22 protein-coding genes are annotated in these 21,166 nt (G+C 56.4%); 13 read left to right on the top strand and 9 right to left on the bottom strand.

What is annotated here, in order from left to right:
• The first annotated feature begins 255 nt into the window (after nt 1-255).
• From ppiA to argD, 4 genes are all read left to right on the top strand, one after another.
• A complete protein-coding gene (gene ppiA / locus ACMGGM_RS11685; RefSeq protein ID WP_014885514.1) occupies nt 256-828 on the top strand; it encodes a peptidylprolyl isomerase A in 573 nt (190 codons plus the stop codon).
• Between the two features lie 105 nt (nt 829-933).
• Complete coding sequence (locus tag ACMGGM_RS11680; protein WP_023331475.1) at nt 934-1,518, top strand: putative adenosine monophosphate-protein transferase Fic; 585 nt, start codon at nt 934-936, stop codon at nt 1,516-1,518.
• A gap of 30 nt (nt 1,519-1,548) precedes the next feature.
• Entirely contained in the window at nt 1,549-2,112 is a 564-nt protein-coding gene (pabA, locus tag ACMGGM_RS11675) for an aminodeoxychorismate synthase component 2 (protein ID WP_023331474.1), read from the top strand.
• Nucleotides 2,113-2,198: 86 nt separating this feature from the next.
• Nucleotides 2,199-3,419 carry a bifunctional acetylornithine/succinyldiaminopimelate transaminase gene (gene argD / locus ACMGGM_RS11670; protein WP_187173998.1) on the top strand — a complete coding sequence of 407 codons (1,221 nt, stop codon included), beginning with the start codon at nt 2,199-2,201 and terminating at the stop codon, nt 3,417-3,419.
• On the opposite strand, the gene ACMGGM_RS11665 is transcribed toward argD, so the two are convergent.
• On the bottom strand, nt 3,416-5,503 hold the full coding sequence (locus tag ACMGGM_RS11665; protein WP_045268735.1) for a YccS/YhfK family putative transporter: 2,088 nt from the start codon (nt 5,501-5,503) through the stop codon (nt 3,416-3,418). The genes argD and ACMGGM_RS11665 overlap by 4 nt on opposite strands.
• A gap of 57 nt (nt 5,504-5,560) precedes the next feature.
• Nucleotides 5,561-6,193, bottom strand: coding sequence for a cAMP-activated global transcriptional regulator CRP (crp, locus tag ACMGGM_RS11660; protein WP_000242758.1), 633 nt, complete (start codon nt 6,191-6,193; stop codon nt 5,561-5,563).
• A gap of 311 nt (nt 6,194-6,504) precedes the next feature.
• Here crp and ACMGGM_RS11655 point away from each other — a divergent pair, with 311 nt between their 5' ends.
• Nucleotides 6,505-6,909, top strand: a complete 405-nt coding sequence (locus ACMGGM_RS11655) for an OsmC family protein (RefSeq protein WP_414149021.1) — start codon at nt 6,505-6,507, stop codon at nt 6,907-6,909.
• An 86-nt stretch (nt 6,910-6,995) separates the two neighbouring features.
• On the opposite strand, the gene ACMGGM_RS11650 is transcribed toward ACMGGM_RS11655, so the two are convergent.
• The 3 genes from ACMGGM_RS11650 to ACMGGM_RS11640 are packed head-to-tail and all read right to left on the bottom strand — an operon-like array spanning nt 6,996 to nt 9,133.
• Nucleotides 6,996-7,865, bottom strand: coding sequence for a phosphoribulokinase (locus ACMGGM_RS11650; protein WP_014885508.1), 870 nt, complete (start codon nt 7,863-7,865; stop codon nt 6,996-6,998).
• 30 nt (nt 7,866-7,895) lie between these two features.
• The gene (locus ACMGGM_RS11645; protein WP_003861664.1) at nt 7,896-8,114 is read right to left on the bottom strand and encodes a YheU family protein; all 219 of its coding nucleotides are present in this window, start codon (nt 8,112-8,114) and stop codon (nt 7,896-7,898) included.
• Nucleotides 8,111-9,133 carry a hydrolase gene (locus tag ACMGGM_RS11640; RefSeq protein WP_047343538.1) on the bottom strand — a complete coding sequence of 341 codons (1,023 nt, stop codon included), beginning with the start codon at nt 9,131-9,133 and terminating at the stop codon, nt 8,111-8,113. The genes ACMGGM_RS11645 and ACMGGM_RS11640 overlap by 4 nt, the downstream gene beginning before the upstream one ends.
• Before the next feature lie 228 nt (nt 9,134-9,361).
• Here ACMGGM_RS11640 and mdcA point away from each other — a divergent pair, with 228 nt between their 5' ends.
• The 8 genes from mdcA (at nt 9,362) to mdcH (ending at nt 16,408) form a co-directional block, all read left to right on the top strand.
• Nucleotides 9,362-11,017 (top strand): malonate decarboxylase subunit alpha, encoded by a 1,656-nt coding sequence (gene mdcA / locus ACMGGM_RS11635; RefSeq protein WP_014885506.1) that lies wholly within the window; start codon nt 9,362-9,364, stop codon nt 11,015-11,017.
• Nucleotides 11,017-11,874 carry a triphosphoribosyl-dephospho-CoA synthase gene (locus ACMGGM_RS11630; RefSeq protein WP_023337899.1) on the top strand — a complete coding sequence of 286 codons (858 nt, stop codon included), beginning with the start codon at nt 11,017-11,019 and terminating at the stop codon, nt 11,872-11,874. The genes mdcA and ACMGGM_RS11630 overlap by 1 nt, the downstream gene beginning before the upstream one ends.
• 9 nt (nt 11,875-11,883) lie before the next feature.
• Nucleotides 11,884-12,183, top strand: a complete 300-nt coding sequence (gene mdcC / locus ACMGGM_RS11625; RefSeq protein WP_014885504.1) for a malonate decarboxylase acyl carrier protein — start codon at nt 11,884-11,886, stop codon at nt 12,181-12,183.
• Nucleotides 12,176-13,009 carry a biotin-independent malonate decarboxylase subunit beta gene (locus ACMGGM_RS11620; protein ID WP_014885503.1) on the top strand — a complete coding sequence of 278 codons (834 nt, stop codon included), beginning with the start codon at nt 12,176-12,178 and terminating at the stop codon, nt 13,007-13,009. Before mdcC ends, ACMGGM_RS11620 begins: the two co-directional genes overlap by 8 nt.
• Nucleotides 13,009-13,809 (top strand): biotin-independent malonate decarboxylase subunit gamma, encoded by an 801-nt coding sequence (gene mdcE, locus ACMGGM_RS11615; RefSeq protein WP_032645410.1) that lies wholly within the window; start codon nt 13,009-13,011, stop codon nt 13,807-13,809. The genes ACMGGM_RS11620 and mdcE overlap by 1 nt, the downstream gene beginning before the upstream one ends.
• Before the next feature lie 123 nt (nt 13,810-13,932).
• Nucleotides 13,933-14,892 (top strand): AEC family transporter, encoded by a 960-nt coding sequence (locus ACMGGM_RS11610; protein WP_014885501.1) that lies wholly within the window; start codon nt 13,933-13,935, stop codon nt 14,890-14,892.
• Between the two features lie 2 nt (nt 14,893-14,894).
• On the top strand, nt 14,895-15,512 hold the full coding sequence (locus ACMGGM_RS11605) for a malonate decarboxylase holo-ACP synthase (RefSeq protein WP_014885500.1): 618 nt from the start codon (nt 14,895-14,897) through the stop codon (nt 15,510-15,512).
• Complete coding sequence (mdcH, locus tag ACMGGM_RS11600) at nt 15,512-16,408, top strand: malonate decarboxylase subunit epsilon (RefSeq protein ID WP_014885499.1); 897 nt, start codon at nt 15,512-15,514, stop codon at nt 16,406-16,408. Before ACMGGM_RS11605 ends, mdcH begins: the two co-directional genes overlap by 1 nt.
• Nucleotides 16,409-16,743: 335 nt before the next feature.
• On the opposite strand, the gene ACMGGM_RS11595 is transcribed toward mdcH, so the two are convergent.
• The 4 genes from ACMGGM_RS11595 to ACMGGM_RS11580 all read right to left on the bottom strand — a co-directional run bounded on the left by ACMGGM_RS11595 (nt 16,744) and on the right by ACMGGM_RS11580 (nt 21,163).
• On the bottom strand, nt 16,744-17,034 hold the full coding sequence (locus ACMGGM_RS11595) for a DUF6966 domain-containing protein (RefSeq protein WP_063944035.1): 291 nt from the start codon (nt 17,032-17,034) through the stop codon (nt 16,744-16,746).
• Complete coding sequence (locus tag ACMGGM_RS11590; protein ID WP_045134899.1) at nt 17,031-18,188, bottom strand: hypothetical protein; 1,158 nt, start codon at nt 18,186-18,188, stop codon at nt 17,031-17,033. The genes ACMGGM_RS11595 and ACMGGM_RS11590 overlap by 4 nt, the downstream gene beginning before the upstream one ends.
• A gap of 113 nt (nt 18,189-18,301) precedes the next feature.
• Nucleotides 18,302-19,243, bottom strand: coding sequence for a LysR family transcriptional regulator (locus tag ACMGGM_RS11585; protein WP_045134898.1), 942 nt, complete (start codon nt 19,241-19,243; stop codon nt 18,302-18,304).
• 15 nt (nt 19,244-19,258) lie between these two features.
• On the bottom strand, nt 19,259-21,163 hold the full coding sequence (locus ACMGGM_RS11580; protein ID WP_023331460.1) for an ABC transporter ATP-binding protein: 1,905 nt from the start codon (nt 21,161-21,163) through the stop codon (nt 19,259-19,261).
• Nucleotides 21,164-21,166: the final 3 nt, after the last annotated feature.

The following is a 21,166-nucleotide window of genomic DNA, read 5'->3' as shown; positions in this document are numbered from 1 at the left end:
AAGCGCCCGGAGGGCGCTGAGAGCGGGCAGATTTTAGACATTAAAGTGATCCATTCATACCTTTTCAAAGAAATTTAAACTTCATTGCAGTTTTTTATGTGATCTATATCACATAAAAAGACGCCATAACCAATCGTTTGCGTGGTTACAACTGTTTCAATTTCGTAAAATTAGGTAAAAGGCTGGTCTCCGTTCATACTGCTCTTTAGAATCAAGCCATTCGCTTTTTATACTGCGCTTTGTTAAGGAATTCTCATGCTCAAATCAACACTGGCGGCTGTCGCAGCTGTGTTTGCTCTTTCTGCCGTTTCCCCTGCTGCGCTGGCAGCCAAAGGGGACCCTCACGTTCTGCTGACCACCTCTGCCGGGAATATTGAGCTGGAACTGAATAGCCAGAAAGCTCCGGTTTCCGTGAAAAACTTCCTCGACTATGTGAACAGTGGTTTTTATAACAACACCACTTTCCACCGCGTGATCCCTGGCTTCATGATTCAGGGCGGCGGTTTCAACGAGCAGATGCAGCAGAAGCAGCCGAACCCGCCGATCAAAAACGAAGCGGACAATGGCTTGCTGAACAAGCGCGGCACGATTTCCATGGCGCGTACGGCGGATAAAGACAGCGCCACCAGCCAGTTTTTCCTCAACGTGGCGGATAACGCCTTCCTCGACCACGGCCAGCGCGACTTCGGTTACGCGGTCTTCGGTAAAATTGTGAAAGGGATGGACGTGGCGGATAAGATTTCTCAGGTTCCTACTCATGACGTCGGCCCGTACCAGAATGTGCCGTCCAAGCCGGTCGTGATCCTCTCCGCAAAAGTACTGCCGTAACCCTCTTTGACACGGGCGGCGCTCGCCCGTGTAATGCCCCCTCCCTGCGAAAGCGCGTTTTGCTGCTTATACTTGTGGCAAACGGACTATTCAGGGAGGCGTTAAGTGAAAAAACTCACCGACAAGCAAAAATCCCGTATTTGGGAGCAGCAGCGTAACGTCAATCTTCAGGCCAGTTGTCTCCTTGAAAAAGGTCATGGTCCTTCAGAACCCCATATCGAGACGCTGGAGCTCGGGCCTTCCGCGCCCGGTTTGCCCCATCTTTGCCTTATTCACCGCCATCTGTATCGCAAAGAGATGACGCGGGCGGGCGAGTACCGTACCGACGATATTTTTAAAGGTGACATTCCTTTCTGCCACTTCGAGTACATCGAGAAGATGGGCAATGAATTGATGGCGGACCTGGAAAGCGAAAAGTATCTGGTGGGTCTTCAGAAAGATACCTTTGTGGACAGAATCAGCCACTACTACTGCGAAATCAACATGCTGCATCCTTTTATGAGCGGAAACGGCATTGCGCAGCGGGTTTTCTTTGAGCAGCTGGCCATTCATGCCGGGTATATCCTGGACTGGCGGGGTATCGATCCCGAGCAGTGGGTGGCGGCGAACCGAAGCGGTGCCACGGGCGATTTGACTGCGCTGAACGCTGTCTTTGCCAAAGTAGTGAGCGAAGCGCGGGAATCTGAGTAGAATAGGGCGGCATTTTTTTCGGGAGCCGCCATGATTCTGCTGATTGATAACTACGATTCCTTCACCTGGAACCTTTACCAGTATTTTTGTGAGCTGGGAGCAGAGGTGGTTGTCCGCCGTAACGATGACGTGACTCTGGCCGATATTGCGACGCTGGCTCCGCAGAAAATTGTGATTTCACCCGGCCCCTGCACGCCGTCGGAATCGGGCGTGTCTCTGGATGTTATCTGGCACTATGCTGGCAAGCTGCCCATTCTGGGCGTCTGCCTGGGCCATCAGGCCATTGCCCAGGTATTCGGCGCCACCATCGTGCGTGCCGCGAAAGTGATGCACGGGAAAACGTCGCCGGTCACGCATACCAGTACCGGGGTATTCACGGGGCTCAATAATCCCTTAACCGTGACGCGCTACCATTCGCTGGTGATTGACCCGACGACGCTGCCAGACTGCTTTGAGGTGACCGCCTGGAGCGATACGCAGGAGATCATGGGGATCCGCCACCGCGAGTGGGATCTTGAGGGCGTGCAATTCCATCCGGAAAGTATCCTCAGTGAGCAAGGGCATGACCTGCTGGCTAATTTCCACCATCGCTGAATATCTGTTGCCTTGTTGTGATTTTTTATGCATATTTTGTGATTATATTTTCACAATCAATGTGACATAAAATGGATGGGCATGACATGGCAACTGAACAACCAGCAATTACCCGCGCAACATTCGATGAAGTGATTCTGCCGATTTATGCACCAGCTGAGTTTATCCCGGTTAAGGGGAAAGGCAGCCGCGTCTGGGATCAGCAGGGAAAAGAGTATGTGGATTTCGCGGGCGGTATTGCGGTCACGGCGCTGGGTCATTGCCATCCTGCGCTGGTGGAGGCGCTGAAAACCCAGGGCGAAACCCTGTGGCACACCAGTAACGTATTCACCAACGAGCCGGCGCTGCGTCTGGGCCGCAAAATCATTGATGCCACGTTTGCCGAGCGTGTGCTGTTTATGAACTCCGGCACCGAAGCCAACGAAACCGCCTTTAAGCTGGCGCGTTATTACGCGACGACGCGTCACAGCCCGTACAAAACCAAAATCATCGCCTTCCACAACGCCTTCCACGGGCGCTCGTTCTTTACCGTCTCCGTCGGCGGCCAGCCGAAGTATTCCGACGGCTTTGGCCCAAAACCGGCCGACATCGTCCATGTGCCGTTTAACGATCTGCATGCGGTGAAAGCGGTGATGGACGACCACACCTGCGCGGTAGTCGTGGAGCCAATCCAGGGCGAAGGCGGCGTGACGGCGGCCACCCCGGAATTCCTGCAAGGGCTGCGCGCGCTGTGTGATGAGCATCAGGCGCTGCTGGTGTTTGATGAAGTGCAGTGCGGAATGGGACGTACCGGCGATCTGTTCGCTTATATGCACTACGGCGTGACGCCGGATATTTTGACCAGTGCCAAAGCGCTCGGCGGTGGTTTCCCGGTGAGTGCGGTGCTGACGACTCAGGAGATCGCCTCTGCGTTTCATGTCGGTTCGCACGGCTCAACCTATGGCGGTAACCCGCTGGCGAGCGCCGTGGCGGGTGCGGCATTTGATATCATCAATACCCCGGAAGTGCTGAACGGCGTGAATGCGAAGCGTGAGCTGTTCGTAAAACATCTGCAAAAGATCAATGACCAGTATGATGTGTTCAGCGAAATCCGTGGCATGGGTCTGCTGATGGGTGCCGAGCTCACGCCACAGTACAAAGGCCGCGCCCGCGATTTTCTGCATGCTGCCGCCCACGAAGGGGTAATGGTGCTGAATGCGGGGCCAGACGTGATGCGTTTCGCACCTTCGCTGGTGGTGGAAGAGAAAGACATTGAAGACGGGTTAACCCGCTTTGCCGTAGCGGTCGCGAAGATCGTTAAAGGCTAATACTCGGTTCGTTTTAACCGGCGCGTTAACCAAATGCCATGATGAGGACGCTGACGCCATGCCACCGACGAAATGGTGTGCATGGTGTTCAGGTGGCCCAGCACGCGCTGCAAATGCTGCTCCAGGGTGCTCATCGGCCCGTGGGTCAGCGTTTCCGGCGCTTCCAGAATGTTCGAATCCCCCGACTCACCCGGCGCGTCATACTCCAGACGCTGCTGACACCTCTGCAGGGCGATTTCACACGACTGCAAATAACGCTGCGCCAGATCCGGCGTCAGCATCGTGTGCTCGCGCGCCAGGGTGGTCATGGCGTTAATATGCTCGACGATAAACTGGCTATGCGTGACCCAGAGCTTCATGTCCGCCAGATAGTGCGCGTTAAAGCCTGGCTCTTGCATCGCCTGGTTGAGCGAGTTAAACAGGGCGTTGTGCGCCTGATTAACTTTCATCCGCTGATACGCCAGCGGGGAGGGCTGCGGGTCGTCGCTCAGGATCAGACGAATGGCCTGCTGGTCAGCCTCCAGCGCGTCGTGGGCGTTCTGGCGCAGCAATCCGCTTTGCCACTGCGGCCACAGCCAGACCATGCCACCAAAGGCAATCAGACAGCCAATCAGCGTATCGATCAGGCGGGCAACGATAAACTGTTCGCCGTTTAGCGTAAGCAGCTGAAGGGTATATACCGCCGTCACCGTAAAGCCCACCATCGCCCAGCCGTAGTTTTTGCGGATAATCAGGTAACTCACCAGCGTAATCACCAGCATCCCAGCCAGGGTATACCCCTCGGGAACGTGGAAGTGTAGCGTTACGCCCGCAATAATCAGCCCCGCCATCGTGCCGCCTGCCCGGTGCAGAATACGTACCCGCGTGGCGCCGTAGCCGTTCTGGGTGACAAACAGCACGGTCATTAAGATCCAGTACGGTTTCGGCAGATGCAGCGCCATGCCCATCAGACTGGCGATACTGAGCATAACGCTAATCCGCGCGGCATTGCGCAGGGCAGAAGACTTAAGAGAGAGATAGCTTCTGAGTGCTGGCAGGAGCGGCAGACGTTTTTGCTTATCCGCCATCAGGTCGCGGGGATACAGCGGGCGCTGGGTGCGCAGCACGCGGGCAATGCGGCTGAAGTGCCAGGCGGCAAACTGGCCGACCGGGTTATCCGGATGCTGACGAGCAATTTTCTCCAGCGCGCCGAGCTGTTTATCCATGTTAAAGCGCGTGGGGTAGCGGTGATAGAGAATGTCGTCCGCCAGCACCCGCAGGCGCGCGGAGACGGTCTGCGCATTCCAGCGGATCACCGCCTCGGCGTGGCTGCGCTCGACCAGCTTTTGCACCTCTTGTGGGTGATGAAGGCTCACGGAGATATGCTCCTGCAGATCCAGCCCCACCTGGAAAGTGCGCAGCAGGCGTTTATATTCGTGATTCTTGTTGGCGGCGAGCATATGCAGCTGCTGATAGCACTGGCTTATCAGATCCACCACCTTTTGCTGGCGCGTCAGCAGCGGCGGTAAGGATTTTTCCGGGTCGGTATGCTGGGTCAGCAAGGTATATTTGGCTTCGCAGTAATCCGCAAGCTGCACATACAACAGGCTCAGAGATTCACGCAGCGGCTGTTCCCGCCACAGCCAGAACCAGAACCAGTTAAACAGCCCGTACCACAGCGTGCCGAGGGCGTAGATCAGCAGCGGCTCCCACACCGGCATATTCCCGGCGAGGCTCAGGGTGAAGATGGCGGCAATCAGTGAAGCGGGAAGCAGGCGGGCGTGCAGGGAACTGATTTCTGCGGTAACACCGAGGCTCATCGCCAGTACGGTCAGGATCAGCGGCAGCGGAATATCGCGCGCCAGTAAAAGCTGCACGGCGAGGCTACAGCCAGCAAACAGCGAACCGCCAACGATCAGGCGTTTGAAAAAGCGTTTATGCGGCGTGTCCAGACCGGCGATGTTGCAGCAGGCGGGAACGAGAGAAAACAGCAGACCCTGCTGGAGTTGTCCCAGAAGCAGGCCCACGGCCACAGGAAGGCACAACACCAGCGTTTGTCGCAGTGCGTAATTAACTTCCGGGTGATAGATCAGCCTGCGCCACATGGGGAATAGAGACAAAAACGGCGTGACACCTTGCGATGGCACGCCGTTTGAGCGGAATTAACGCGTTCCGTAGACCACGATGGTTTTACCGTGGGCAGAGATCAGGTTCTGATCTTCCAGCATTTTCAGGATACGACCCACCGTTTCGCGGGAGCAACCGACGATCTGACCAATTTCCTGACGGGTAATTTTAATTTGCATGCCGTCCGGGTGGGTCATGGCGTCTGGCTGTTTCGCCAGGTTCAGCAGGGTCTGCGCGATACGACCGGTGACGTCCAGGAAGGCGAGGTTACCCACTTTCTCGGATGTGACCTGCAGACGACGCGCCATCTGGGAAGAAAGACGCATCAGGATGTCAGGGTTTACCTGAATCAACTGACGGAATTTCTTGTAAGAAATTTCAGCCACTTCACATGCTGTCTTTGCACGAACCCAGGCGCTACGTTCCTGGCCTTCTTCAAACAGGCCCAGTTCACCGATAAAATCGCCCTGGTTCAGATAAGAAAGGATCATCTCTTTCCCTTCCTCATCTTTGATCAGCACTGCCACCGAGCCTTTGACGATGTAATACAACGTTTCCGCTTTTTCACCCTGGTGAATCAGCGTGCTCTTCGATGGGTACTTATGAATGTGGCAATGAGACAAGAACCATTCGAGAGTCGGGTCTGTTTGCGGTTTGCCAAGCACCATGCGCTGTTATCCTCTGTTATAAGCTGTCACCAGAGTCATTAGATGCATCCGGACTCTGGGGTTGCAATCGAATTCTTACCCATACCCTGGGAAGTCGGCTGTCGTAACGTTTCGCAGCCAGTAAAGTTTGATGTCCTCTGCATACATGTGTAACGTCAATGTATTACTGTAGCATCCTGAGTGTTTTAGCATAGCTTTCGCCGCGTGTCTCCTGGTGTCTCGCTTCAGCATGATGCAGGTCGCCTTCCGTTGCGAGAAATGTAACGCACGCGTAATCTGTCACCGAAAATGCAACGTTGGAGTTAAAGAATATGCAAGCGCGCGTGAAATGGGTTGAAGGTTTAACGTTCCTGGGCGAATCCGCGTCAGGGCACCAGATTTTGATGGACGGTAACTCCGGCGATAAAGCCCCCAGCCCAATGGAAATGGTGCTGATGGCGGCGGGTGGATGCAGCGCGATTGACGTTGTGTCGATTCTGCAAAAAGGTCGTCATGACGTGACGGATTGCGAGGTTAAACTCACCTCAGAACGTCGCGAAGAGGCGCCACGCCTGTTCACCCACATTAATCTGCACTTTGTGGTCACCGGTAAAGCGCTTAAAGACGCGGCGGTTTCGCGTGCTGTGTATCTGTCTGCGGAAAAATACTGCTCTGTGGCGTTAATGCTGGAGAAAGCGGTAAAAATCACGCATTCGTATGAAGTGATCGAGGCTTAATCTTTTGGCGTGTGGCGCTTCGCTGACCCGCCCTACAAAAGCATGAACGTAGGCCCGGTAAGCGCAGCGCCACCGGGCAGAACAACTCACGCAATCTGCTTCCCTTCCATCAACCGCTCCACCAGCGGCGTCATGATGAGCTCCATCGCCAGCCCCATTTTTCCGCCTGGTACCACTAACGTATTCATGTGCGAAATAAACGAGCCCTGCAGCATCGCCAGCAGCCAGGGGTAATCAATGCCTTCGAGATTGCGGAAATGGATCACCACAAAACTCTCGTCCAGCGACGGGATGGTTTTCGCCGCGAACGGGTTAGAGGTGTCCACCGTCGGCACGCGCTGGAAGTTAATGTGCGTGCGGGAGAACTGTGGCGTGAGGTAGTTGATGTAGTCTTCCATGGAGCGCACCACCGAATCCATCACCGCTTCGCGCGAATGGCCGCGCTCGCTCATGTCGCGCGTCAGCTTCTGGATCCACTCCAGGTTCACGATAGGCACCACGCCAACCAGCAGATCCACATGACGCGCCACGTCATGCTGTGGGGTGACTACGCCGCCGTGTAATCCCTCATAAAACAGCACATCGGTGGGTTCCGGCAGCGGCTGCCAGGGGGTAAAGGTGCCCGGCACCTGATTCCACGGCACAGCTTCATCATAGGTATGCAGATACTTACGCGATTGCCCTTTGCCGCTCTGACCGTACTCCAGGAAGGTTTGCTCAAGGAGGCCAAAGTCATTGGCTTCGGGACCGAAATAGCTGATGTGTTTACCCAGATCGCGCGCCTTACGGATCGCCATGTCCATTTCAGGTCGCGTATAGCGGTGAAAACTGTCGCCTTCGACCTCCGCCGCCCGGAGATTCAGTTGGGCGAAAATCTTACGAAACGCGAGGCTGGTGGTGGTCGTTCCCGCACCACTCGACCCCGTAACGGCAATAATGGGATGTCTGGCAGACATAGCAACTCCCTGACTGAAAAGGTTGGAAGGTCAGCCGTGAAACGCGTTGCGGGGCATGATATTGACCGTCTCATGCAGTTCTGACCACACCAGCACCACGTCGCCGCTTTTCAGCTGGCGTTTTACATCGTTGACCTTCTGCTCGAGTGAGCGTTCATGTTCACCATAATCGGTGCCTTCACGTAATACAAAGCTTTCAATCAGATTATCGAGCGTTTCGGGAGACAGATCCTGCCAGGGGATGATCATTTTGCACCGTCCAGATAAAGAGTAAGCCAGTCAGGAATACGCGCCTCCAGCCACATTTTCGGGCGGCGCAGCGTCCCGCCGATAAACCCAACGTGGCCGCCATGTTCAGTCAACTGATAGTGAACATTGTCGGGAAGGAATTCCTGCGCGGGAATAGAGTGATGATCCATAAACGGGTCATCTTTGGCGTGAATAATCAGCGTCGGCTGGGTGATTTTGCTGAGCAACGGCATGGCGCTGCACTGACGGTAATAGTCGATCGCATCGGCGAAGCCGTGAATTTTTGCGGTGATCAGATCGTCGAATTCACGAATGCGGCGCACCTTTTTCAGCTGGCGCAGGCTGACCGGCAGGGTATCCGGGTAAGCCTTCAGCTTACGTGCGGCGTTGGCTTTCAGCAGGTTGAGCAGATAGCGCTGATAGACGCGGGAAAACCCTTTATCCATATGGTAGCTGCACTGCTCCAGCATAAACGGCGCGGAGACAATCACTGCGGCATTGAGCGGTACGCTGTCGCCCTCTTTGGCCAGCAGGCAGGCGAGCATATTTCCGCCCAGCGAATACCCCACGGCCGCCGTTGGCACGATGCCATAGTTTTCCCGCAGCCAGTGTAAAAACCAGGTTCCGTCTTCGGTTTCACCCGAGTGATAGATGCGTTTCTGACGATTTGGCTCGCCGCTGCAGCCACGAAAATGCATCACTACCCCGAGCCAGCCGCGCGCTTTTGCCGCCTCAATCAATCCATGCGCATAAGGGCTGTGCAGACTCCCTTCCAGACCATGAAAAACCACCAGACGCGGCTTATGACGTGCCTGCTCGGGGTCTTCGCTCCAGGCGAGATCCAGAAAATCACCGTCTGGCAGGTCAAGCCGCTGCCAGTGCGGCGTGAACTGAACCTTGCGGCGGATCAGCCGTGGCAGCATGGTCTGCAAATGGCAGTTGGACACACCGCGCATGGGCACGAACTCGGTGCTGTCTTCGGCTGCAATGTCGAAGTCTGTTGGAATGATTTGGGTCATAAGCGCGATGCTGATTCTTGTCGGAAATTAACGATACTTTCCGAATTGTACCCCGTTTAGCCTGGTTTTCCGAAACATGAACTGATCCCGATCACAAATCTTTACCGTGATTATTACTCTCAGGCTAATGATTCCGCTCTACGCTTAATTGATGCCTTTCCCACCAGAGCGCACACTTTACTCAACGTTAAGCAAATCAAAATGATTAGCTGAATCAGGAGGTTAATAATGTTATCTGGGCAAACACCCACCCGGCAATGGAACACGCGACGCAGCGAAAAAGCGCGTCGTCTGGCGTCCGTACCGGTGCAGGGCAAGGTACTGCCAACCGGCGATCTTGTCGCCATGCTGGAAAAACTGATCGCCCCTGGCGATAAGGTCGTTCTGGAAGGTAACAACCAGAAGCAGGCCGATTTCCTTTCACGCTCGCTGGCTGAAGTGAACCCGCAAATTGTCCACGATCTGCATATGATCATGCCGAGCGTCGGCCGTAGCGAGCATCTGGATATCTTTGAGAAAGGCATCGCCCGCAAGCTGGACTTCTCCTTCTCCGGGACGCAGAGCCTGCGAATCTCCCAGCTGCTGGAAGATGGTCAGCTCGAAATCGGCGCTATCCATACCTATATCGAGCTCTATTCACGCCTCTACGTCGACCTCTCGCCCAACGTGGCGCTGATTGCGGGGTTTAAAGCAGACCGCAAAGGCAACCTCTACACCGGGGCGAGCACTGAAGATACTCCGGCACTGGTGGAAGCCGCGGCCTTCCACGACGGGATTGTGATTGCGCAGGTGAATGAACTGGTGGACGACGAATGCGACCTGCCGCGCGTCGATATTCCGGGCTCCTGGATTGACTATGTTGTCGTTGCCGACAAGCCATTCTTTATCGAACCGCTGTTTACCCGTGACCCGCGCCTGATCAAACAGGAACACATCCTGATGGCGATGATGGCGATTAAGGGCATCTACGCGGAACATCAGGTGCAGTCCCTCAACCACGGGATCGGTTTTAACACCGCAGCGATTGAGCTGCTGCTGCCGACCTACGGCGAACAGCTCGGCCTGAAGGGCAAAATCTGTAAGCACTGGACCCTGAACCCGCACCCAACGCTGATCCCGGCAATTGAAAGCGGCTGGGTAGAAAGCGTGCACTGCTTCGGCGGCGAGCTGGGGATGGAAGAGTACATCCGCGCCCGTCCGGACATCTTCTTTACCGGTGCCGACGGCTCCATGCGTTCCAACCGTGCGTTCTGTCAGCTGGCCGGTCAGTATGCGGTCGATATGTTTATCGGCTCAACCCTGCAGGTTGATGGTTACGCCAACTCCTCAACGGTGACACGCGGTCGTCTTTCCGGCTTCGGCGGTGCGCCAAACATGGGGCACGACCCACACGGTCGTCGCCACGCCACACCGGCCTGGCTGAACATGATCACCGAACCTGACCCGATGCAGCGCGGTAAAAAACTGGTCGTGCAGATGGTGGAAACCTTCCAGGCGGGCGTAAAGCCGACCTTTGTGGAAAAGCTTGATGCTGTTGACGTGGCAAAAGCGTCCGGGATGCCTCTGGCGCCGGTCATGATATACGGCGACGACGTGACGCACGTGCTGACGGAAGAGGGGATTGCTTACCTCTATCGCGCCAAAGATCTTGAGGAGCGTCGTGCCATGGTCGCCGCTGTGGCGGGGATTACCGATATCGGCCTGGGCGTGGATGCTAAACGCGTGGCGGAACTGCGCCAGAGCGGCAAGGTTGTTTATCCGGAAGATATGGGTATTCGCCGCACCGACGCCACCCGCTCTCTGCTGGCGGCGGGCAGCGTGTCAGACCTCGTTGAATGGTCCGGCGGTCTGTACAACCCACCTGCGAAATTCCGGAGCTGGTAATGAAACTTCTGCCCCAGATTCAGGTTGAAGGCGGTGCCGAATGGCTGGCGCGAACCGCCACGCAGTGTCTGATTGACGAAGCACGATTAAGCCCGAAACCCGGTCTGGTGGACAGTCGGGGGAACGGTGCGCACCACGATTTATCCCTTGCGCTGATGGAGCGCTCCGCGCGCAGCCTGACCCCGACGTTTCAGGCGCTGGCACAGCAAAGCTGGCTGCGTCCGGCAGATATTGCGCTTCGGCAAACCGTTGGCCGTCTTGGTCGTGAAGGCGAGCAGCAGATGATGGCTGCAACGTGTGGCGTAAACACCCATCGCGGCGCGATTTGGGCGCTGGGGTTGCTGGTCAGCGCGGTGGCGATGCTGGGCGGGGAAGCCAGGGCGCACGACGTCGCCCGCACCGCCGCGCAGCTGGCGAAACTCCCTGATGAGGCGGCGCCGAAAGTGTTCAGCAAAGGCCTTCGCGCCACGCACCGCTACCGCGTACCGGGTGCACGCGAAGAGGCTCAGCAGGCGTTCCCGCACATTATGCAGCGCGCGTTGCCGCAGCTTCGCCTGAGCCGTCTCAACGGCAGCAGTGAAACGCACGCCAGGCTTGACGCGCTGATGGCGATCATGACGTCGCTTACCGACACCTGCGTGCTGTCGCGCGCCGGGCTGGAGGGGCTGGACGCCATGCAGGACGGTGCCCGTGCGGTACTGAACGCCGGAGGTTGTGCAACGGCTGCAGGCCAGCAGGCGCTGGCTAACTTAGACCGTCAGATGCTGGCGCTAAACGCCTCCCCAGGCGGCGCTGCTGACCTGCTTGCTGCCACGCTGTTTCTCGATCGCGTCGAAACGCCTTATTCAAAGCATTAAGAGGATGTTATGGAAAAAATCACATTGACCGTGCCAGCCAGCCGCGCGTTAAGCGGCAGGGCCCTGGCAGGGGTAGTCGGTTCCGGGGATATGGAGGTGCTCTTCACCGCCGAACCGGGCCAGACGTTAACCATTGATATCACCACCTCCGTCGACAACAGCCGGGGTCGCTGGGAGGCACTGTTCAACCGCCTGCAAACGGTCAGTAGCCTGCCAGCAGGAAAACTGACCATTCATGATTTCGGCGCGACGCCGGGCGTGGCTCGCATTCGTATCGAACAGGTTTTTGAGGGGGTGAGCCATGCGTGATGACAGCAGCTTTATCGAATTGAAAGCACGCCAGCGTGCGCAGGCCCTGCTCGATGAGGGTAGCTATCGCGAACTGCTGGATCCGTTTGAAGGCATTATCTCTCCGTGGCTTGGGCCACAGGGCATTGTTCCGCAGGCGGACGACGGCATGGTGGTGGCGAAAGGCACGATCAACGGTCAGCCAGCCGTTGTGGTCGCCATTGAAGGTGCGTTCCAGGGCGGCAGCATGGGTGAAGTGTCCGGTGCCAAAATGGCGGCGGCGCTGGAGCTGGCGGCAGAAGATAACCGCAACGGCATTCCGACTCAGGCTGTGCTGTGCCTCGAAACCGGCGGCGTTCGTCTGCAGGAGGCGAACCTGGGTCTGGCCGCCATTGCCGATATCCACGCGGCGATTGTTGACCTGCGTCGTTACACGCCCGTTATCGGGATTGTCGCAGGGACCGTGGGCTGCTTCGGTGGGATGTCCATCGCGGCGGCGCTGTGCAGCTACCTGATTGTGACCCGCGAAGCGCGTCTCGGACTGAACGGTCCGCAGGTCATCGAGCAGGAAGCGGGGATTGAAGAGTACGACTCCCGTGACCGTCCGTTTATCTGGAGCATGACCGGTGGCGAAGTGCGCTATCAAAGCGGGCTGGTTGACGCGCTGGTCGGTGACGGTATCAACGCGGTGAAAGCGGCGATGAACGACGCGATTGCCAGGGGCGTACCCGCGAAACACCGCACCGATAACTACGACGATTACCTGAACCGTCTGACGAATTTCGACACCCGCAAACAGGCCGATGCCGAACAAATTAACGCGCTTTTTGCCCGGGAGGTGAAATGATGACTAACGCAATAAGCCGTGGCGAACTCTGGATGACTCTGCTCGCGCCGAATGTAAAACGTGTGGAAGGGCTTTGCCCGTCCGTGCAGGCGGCAGACGGCGAACTGAACGGTGAAGCGGTGCGTTTTGTTGCCGTGGTACCGGATGCCCACAACCATTTCCCGCGCGCGGCGAAAGGGGAAGTCGGTCTGCTGGAGGGCTGGACGCTGGCGAAAGTGGTGAGCGAAACCGTGGCCGAGGATGCCAGTAAGTCCGTGAAGCGTCCGATTGTGGCGGTGATTGACGTCCCAAGCCAGGCCTATGGCCGTCGCGAAGAGGCGTTTGGTATCCACCAGGCGCTGGCGGGGGCAGCCGCCGCGTATGCCAACGCGCGCCTGGCCGGTCATCCGGTGATTGGGCTTATCGTCGGTAAAGCGATGTCCGGCGCATTTCTGGCGCATGGCTACCAGGCTAACCGCCTGATTGCTTTCAACGATAAAGGGGTGCTGATCCACGCGATGGGTAAAGAGTCTGCGGCGCGCATTACGTTGCGAACCGTCGACGCGCTGGAAAAACTGGCGGCCACCATTCCGCCGATGGCCTATGACATCAGCAACTACGCCACCCTGGGGCTGCTTTCAAACCTGCTGGACATCAGCAACCCGGATGCCCCCTCCGATAACGATCTGGCGCAGGTGAAAACCACCCTGCAACAGGCCATCAGTGACGCTCGTCAGGACACCACGTTGAACAATCGTCTGGGTGCTGACAACCGCCGCAGCTCTGCCCTCGTACGCGAACGCATGCGGGCAAGCTGGTAAGTAAAAAGAGACCTGCCAGATGCACGACCCCGCGGACGTAACCGTTACGTCCGCGCGGGAACCTGCATCCTGAAAATAATAATCATCGCGCCAGTGCTTAAACTTTTTTACTACAGGTGAATTATGACTTACGTAATTGTTCATGCTCTTGCACCGATTTTCGTCATCATGCTGCTGGGATTCTGGGCCGGTAAGGCAAAGATGGTCGATAACAAAAACGTTTCCCTGCTTAATATTTTCGTGATGGATTTTGCACTGCCTGCCGCGCTGTTCAGCGCCACCGTGCAAACGCCGTGGACCGGCATTGTGGCCCAGTCGCCGCTGATTCTTGTGCTGACCCTGGCGATGTGGATAACCTATGCGGCCATCTACTTCCTCGCCACCGGCGTCTTTAAAAAATCGCCGCAGGATGCCGCCGTGCTGACGCTGACCGTCGCCCTGCCAAACTATGCGGCGCTCGGCCTGCCTATTCTGGGCAGCGTGCTGGGTGAAGGTTCATCGACATCACTGTCTGTTGCGGTCTCCATCGCCTGCGGTTCGGTGCTGATGACTCCGTTCTGCCTGCTCATTCTGGAACGTGAAAAAGCGCGCGCCGAAGGGAATAACTCTGGCTCGACGCTCTCCATGCTGCCGGTGCTGATGTGGCGTTCGATTAAAAAACCGATCGTGATGGGCCCGCTGCTGGGTGTCATTTTGTCCGCCATCGGTATCAAAATGCCGGAACTGGTGCTGGCGGCGATTAAACCGCTGGGGCTGTCCGCGACCGCTGCAGCGCTGTTCCTGACCGGGGTGATCCTCTCTGCCCGTAAGCTGCAGATCAACACCATGGTGATCACGTCAACTGTCGCCAAGCTGCTGATTCAGCCTGCGATTGCCTGGGGTATCGTTTTACTCTTTGGTCTGCACGGTTCCGTGGCGATCACCGCTATCCTGATGATTGCGCTTTCTGCGGGCTTCTTCGGTGTGGTGTTCGGTAACCGCTTTGGCGTGCAGTCTCCGGATGCGGAAGCCGTGCTGCTGTTAAGCTCCGTACTGTGTATCCTGTCGCTGCCGCTGTTTATCTCGCTGACCTCAGGAATGTAATCATGACCATAACATTACGCCCCCACGACCTCATCTGGCTTACCGCGCGAGACGCGCTGGAAGGCATCACCGACGACTGGGTGGAGGCGGCCTGGCATACCGGTTTGCCGGTCGTAGTGCGGCGTGATGTTGATAACGCTGGCCGTATTCCCGTTGGCGTGCGCGGCCTGCGCCGCGACCAGCGGGCGGCCGGATGGGTGAAACCAGAACACGTAACGCGTGTGGTGTCACCCGAATCACTGAGCGTAACGGCGGATCTGCTGCGCTCGCCCTTTGTGACGCAGCCACCGGTACAGGTGGCGCTACAACTTTCTCAGCAGCCGTGGCCATGGTCGTGGGGCATTACCGGCAGCACTGGCTATGCGCTGGCGACCGGTATTCCGGTTATCCATGCCGACAGCGATCTCGACCTGTTGATCCGCGCCCCGCAGCCGATTTCCCCTGATGCGTTTACCGCATGGCAGTTGCAGCTGAGTCGCGCATTGTGCCGGGCGGATACGCAGGTCGATACACCCGAAGGGGGATTCGCGCTGGCGGAGTGGCTGCGCGACGGCAAAACGCTGCTGAAAACCCGCCGCGGACCGCGTCTGGTAACGGACCCGTGGCGCAGGGAGGAGTAATGAAAATACTGTTTACCTTTCCGGGGCAGGGCACGCAGCATGAAGGTATGCTGCATAACCTGCCGGGAACGGCGCTGGCTCAGGCGCGTAAGGTACTGGGAAGCGAAGTCGATACGCTGGACAGTGCAGCCTCGTTACGCCACACCCGCGCGGTTCAACTTTGTCTGTTGATTTCAGGCGTGGCCTGGGCACGCGAGCTTCAACGTCGCGGCGTGACGCCGGACATTGTGAGCGGTTTGTCGATTGGCGCGTACCCGGCAGCAGTGATGGCTGGCGCACTGGAATTTACCGACGCCCTTAAGCTGGTTGCATTGCGCGGCGATCTGATGGAGCAGGCGTATCCGCACGGCTATGGCCTGACGGCGATTATGGGGTTGACCCTGTCGCAGGTGGAACAGCTTATCGAAGGCACGGGCACGTACATCGCGAACCTGAACGCCGAAACGCAGATTGTAATTGCCGGCTCCGATGAAGGGATGGCGCAGGTAGCCGAGCGGGCGCTGGCGAAAGGGGCGAGCAAGGCCAAACGGCTGGCGATCAGCGTGCCGTCGCACTGCGCACTGCTGGCGGACCCGGCGCAGAAGCTGGCGGCAGCGTTTGAATCGGTCACGCTTTCACGCCCACGCTGCGCGTATCTGAGCGGCAGTACCGGACGCGTGCTCTGGCAGCCGGAGAAGATCGCCGACGATCTGGCGATGAATATGGCGCGTACCGTGCGCTGGCAGGAGGCGGTGATATCCGCGAATGAACGCGATGCGCGGCTGGCAATCGAGATGCCGCCCGGCGGCGTGCTGACCTGCTTAACGCGACAGGCGGCGTGGGAAGGGGAATCCATTTCGCTGGAACGCAGCGGGGTTGAGGTAGCGGTACATCTGGCGGGGCGGCTTCAGCGGTGAGTTTTGCCCGGCGGCGCTTTCGAAAAACGTAAGGTAAGTTTGGCACTTATAGCTCAGGGTAGAAATCTCCCTGAGCATGCGTCAGCGACGCTGATGACGAGTGTTAGGGTAAACACCTTTTTTTATTAAATCGATTGCCTGCTCAAGTTGCTGGTAAAGCCTATGACGCAAATGTTCCAGTTCTTCATTCTCTTCAGTGAAAAATGCGGCAGTTGGAATGGGAGAGTAACTCTACTACGCTGGAACACAGCAGCGTTGAGATAGGATGATAGCAGCGCTTCCTGAGCACATTTTCGTTATGCCGGGTACGGATGTCAGGGGCAATCATTAAGCGCTTAATGACCTCTTGTCCGCACAATTTCTGCTGTTAATGCGTCATAAAGTTGATCCTGCAGTATGTTCAACTCTCTGTTTTCACTAGTTAACATTTGACCGTTTTGATGTAAGACTACGTCATTAAATGACCCAGCGCCACCGAATGTACGTTTAATCTTGATTAACGTTGTGTCGTAATCTACCTCCAGGTCCTTGCTGAAATTCTCAAATGTTGCAGCCCATTTCGTTTCACCACTATCTGAAAGCAGATGGGTTATTTTTATCAAAAATTTCTGAATATTAGCTTTCATTTTAGATTACCAAAACCTAGTGTTTTCACTCCTGGTATATCCCATGGAGCTGGAATTAAAACCTGTTCTGAACCACCCGCATAGAAACCCGTTTGGTAACCGACATTTCCAATATAGACCTTTGAGCCAGCAGGTATTTCTACTTCAAAGTAACTATCAATTATTGATTTGCTTCCATCAGGCCATTCAGGCAGAACTGCTTTATCGATTCGAGTTTGGATAATACCTTGAGGTTTCTCGTAACTAAAAAAACGTCCTAAATCAGTACCGTTCTGGCCGCCTCGATAGAAAACTGTATCTTCAGAAAGCGTTATTTCTTTATATACACCTCCTGAGAACGTTTCAGCAAATCTATTACTCAATGGTCCAGGCTTGATCATCGAATATTCGCCCTCGACCTTTCCAAGAACATGGAGATTCTCCAGTTCAGAAAGCTCACTTGCCGTACCTAATCGACTAAGACCAAATCCCGCAGCGACAGAAGCGCCAGCAATGATTAGCCCCTTATTGTCCATGACTTCAGTGTATCCGGCTGGCGCATCACCACCAAGTTGCTCCGCTGTTTGCCTAAAGCCTTCAATGTTGCCGTTGTAGATTCCACCTGCCGCCAGTAATCGTCCGGCTGCTTTGCTGTTGATGGTTTTGGTGGCTTGTGCGTGCTGTACGGGAGCATCGGAATTATACTGTTTAATGGTCGGAGCAGGTTTTCGTCCCGGGTGTGCGTTCAGGCAATGTTCGTAAATATTCCGTACTTCCCGCTGGAAACTGTCGCTATAGCTGTCCATGAAACAGTCATAAACCAGATTACCGTCGTCATCGAAGAAGAAGGGGTTGCGGAAACGGTCCCACTTCTCTGCGGTGTTTACGCCAACCATCCAGCCCTGCTCAAGATTCCATTTTACTTCATCATAAAGACCGTCGTATTCCGTGTGGTGCTTGCGGTTGTATGGTTGCGCCGCGAAGCGGTGGTATACGCCGTCACGACGTTTGGGGATGGTGAAATGTTGAAAACGGTTTTGAGGGGCATATTTTAGATAATCCAGTTCGTAAAATACGCTCGCCATTTCCAGTGCATCGCGTGGCGTGAGGATGAACTGAATATCAGCCGGTGCTAAATCACAGCCAGCATCCCATTTCATGTAGAGTGTGAACATCCTGTTCCTGCTTTAAGCCATGTTGTTTTTGTGGATATTCAGAGGTAAAGGATGATAAGTCAAATGTGGCGTTCAGTTTTAGTGAACCCTGGAACAGGGGGAATGCACCAGGCCTACAGGGCCGAGGTACCTGCCGTGAGGCTTCGCGCATACATCCGCCCTTCGGCGGCCAGTGCGCGTAGGCTCGGATCCTGCTCGCGGTTGCGGGCAAAGACAATCGCAATCAGCTGCTGCATCTGGTACGGTTCCGCCAGCTTCAATAGCTGCACCGAGTTCTCATACACTTTCTTCATCCTCCCCGGCATCAGCGTAAAACCGACGCCCGCCTGCACCAGGCTCAACATAGAGAAAATGTCATTCACGCGCGTGACGATTTCCGGCTCGAATCCGGCGATGTGGAACGCTTCCTGGAACCCGGCGTAGGTGGCGAACCCTTCTGCCAGCGCGACAAATTTCTGGTGTTTGTAATCACGAAGATCCGCTGGCCCATGGGCGTTCAGCGTGGCGGACGCGGGCGCGGCAAGGAAAATGTCGTCGTGAAACAGGGGCAGTACTTCGAGGCTGTTACGGTCGATATCGCTTTCGGAGATGGAGATCAATATGGCGTCCAGCGACCCTTCGTCCAGCATGTGTAGCAACGTGTCGTTAGAGCCCATCGTCAGATCCATCTCCAGATCCGGACGGCGTAATTTCATGCCCATAATCAGGCGCGGTACGGTTTCCAGGGTGAGCGAGTAGAGCGTACCGACGCGCAACCGACCCTGGCCGATACCGGCGATTTTGCGCGACTCTTCCAGCCCGCGCTCCATCACCTGCATGACTTCCTGGCAATATTCCAGCAGCGTCCAGGCGGAAGGCAGCGCAATCAGATTGCGCCCCTTGTGGGTAAAAAGCGGGCAGCGCACGTTCTCTTCCAGCGTGTGCAGCGCGCGGTGCACACTGACACCGCTCAGCCCGAGCGTTTCGGCGGTACGGGCGATATTCCCTTTCTCCATGAAGGTCATGAAGATGCTGAGTTTGCGGAATGTAATCTCGCTCGTGGTATCGAAACGCATAACCCTCCCGGTGTGTTAGTCGGCCTGCAGCATCGCTTCCAGCTGTTCCTGCGCGTCCAGCCACGCCATTTCGCACGCTTCGAGGCTCGATTTGGTCTTTGCCTGCGTTTGCAGGCAATCCGTCAGCTCCGCTTTACGGCTTTGATCGTACAGGCCGCTGTCGCCTAGCTTCTCTTCAACGGTGGCAAGCGTGGCGTTGAGCTTCTCCATCTCTTTTTCCAGACGGGCAATCTCTTTACGCAGCGGCTGAGTCTGAGTGCGCAGCTCCGCTTCGCGACGCTTCTGGTCTTTACGCGCCTGCGCGCTGTTGGCGTTGTCTTTCGCCGACTCGTCCGGCTGGTTTTCCTGCTTCTGCACGTCCGTCAGCCACTGCTGGTAGTCTTCCAGATCGCCGTCGAACGGTTCAACTTTGCCATCATGCACCAGGTAGAGATCGTCTGTGGTGGAGCGGATCAGGTGACGATCGTGCGAGACCACCACCAGCGCGCCTTCGAACTCAATCAGCGCTTCGGTCAGCGCCTGACGCATGTCGAGATCCAGGTGGTTGGTCGGTTCATCGAGCAGCAGCAGGTTCGGGCGCTGCCAGACGATCAGCGCCAGTACCAGGCGGGCTTTTTCACCGCCGGAGAAACGCTCTGTGTTTTCGGTGACTTTATCGCCCTGGAAGCCGAAGCCGCCGAGGTAATCGCGCAGCTTCTGCTCCATTTCCTGCGGTGCCAGACGCGCAAGGTGCTGGATAGGCGATTCATCCGCGCGTAAAAATTCCAGCTGATGCTGAGCGAAATAGCCAAGCTTAATGCCTTTCGCCAGGCCGATTTCGCCGCTGACCGGGTTAAGTTCGCCCGCCAGGAGTTTGATTAGCGTTGATTTACCGGCGCCGTTACGCCCCAGCAGACCGATACGTGAACCCGGCACCAGGTTGAGCTTGATGGAGTCGAGAATAATGCGATCGCCATAGCCCGCGCTCACTTTTTCCATTTTCAGCAGCGGATTCGGCAGGCTTTCCGGCTCGCGGAAATTGAAGTGGAACGGGTTATCGACGTGCGCCGGGGCAATCATCTCCATGCGTTCCAGCATCTTGATGCGGCTCTGGGCCTGCTTGGCTTTAGAGGCTTTGGCCTTAAAGCGATCCACAAAGCTTTGCAGGTGCGCCACGCGCTGCTGCTGGCTTTCGTACATCGCCTGCTGCTGGGCCAGGCGCGTCGCGCGCTGGCGCTCGAAAGAGCTGTAGTTGCCGGTATATTCGAACATCGTTTGCTGTTCGATATGAATGATTTTATCCACCACCGGATCGAGGAAGTCGCGGTCGTGGGAGATCAGAATCAGAGTGCCCTGATAGCTCTTAAGCCACTTCTCCAGCCAAATAACCGCATCGAGATCGAGGTGGTTAGTCGGTTCATCGAGTAGCAAAAGATCAGAACGGCAGATCAGCGCCTGCGCCAGGTTGAGGCGCATACGCCAGCCGCCGGAGAAGTCGCTGACCGGGCGTTCCAGCTGTTCATTGCTGAAGCCCAGGCCGTGCAGCAGGCTGGAGGCGCGGGAGCGAATGGTCCACGCGTCGATGGCGTCCAGCTTGCCATGAACGGTGGCGATGGCGTGACCGTCGTTGCGCTCGTTGGCGGCGTGGAGTTCCGCTTCGAGTTTGCGGTATTCACGGTCGCCGTCGATAACATAGTCGAGGGCCGGTTCGCTCAGGGCTGGCGTCTCCTGGTTCACCCAGGCGAGCTGCCAGTTTCCCGGATAAGTAAAGCTTCCGCCATCCGCGCTAATCTCGTTTTTCAGCAGCGCCAGCAGCGTGGATTTGCCACAGCCGTTTTTGCCGACCAGACCCACTTTTTGGCCCGGGTTGATGGTAGCAGTGGCGTTATCGAGCAGAACGCGCACGCCGCGACGAATTTGTAACGAGGAGAAAACAATCATAGA

Origin of the sequence: Enterobacter sp. BNK-14 (assembly GCF_047456095.1) — a bacterium.
In the GTDB taxonomy this organism is placed as follows: domain Bacteria; phylum Pseudomonadota; class Gammaproteobacteria; order Enterobacterales; family Enterobacteriaceae; genus Enterobacter; species Enterobacter kobei.
The sequence above is the reverse complement of the archived record's forward strand: the minus strand, read 5'-3'. Positions and strand labels throughout refer to the sequence as shown.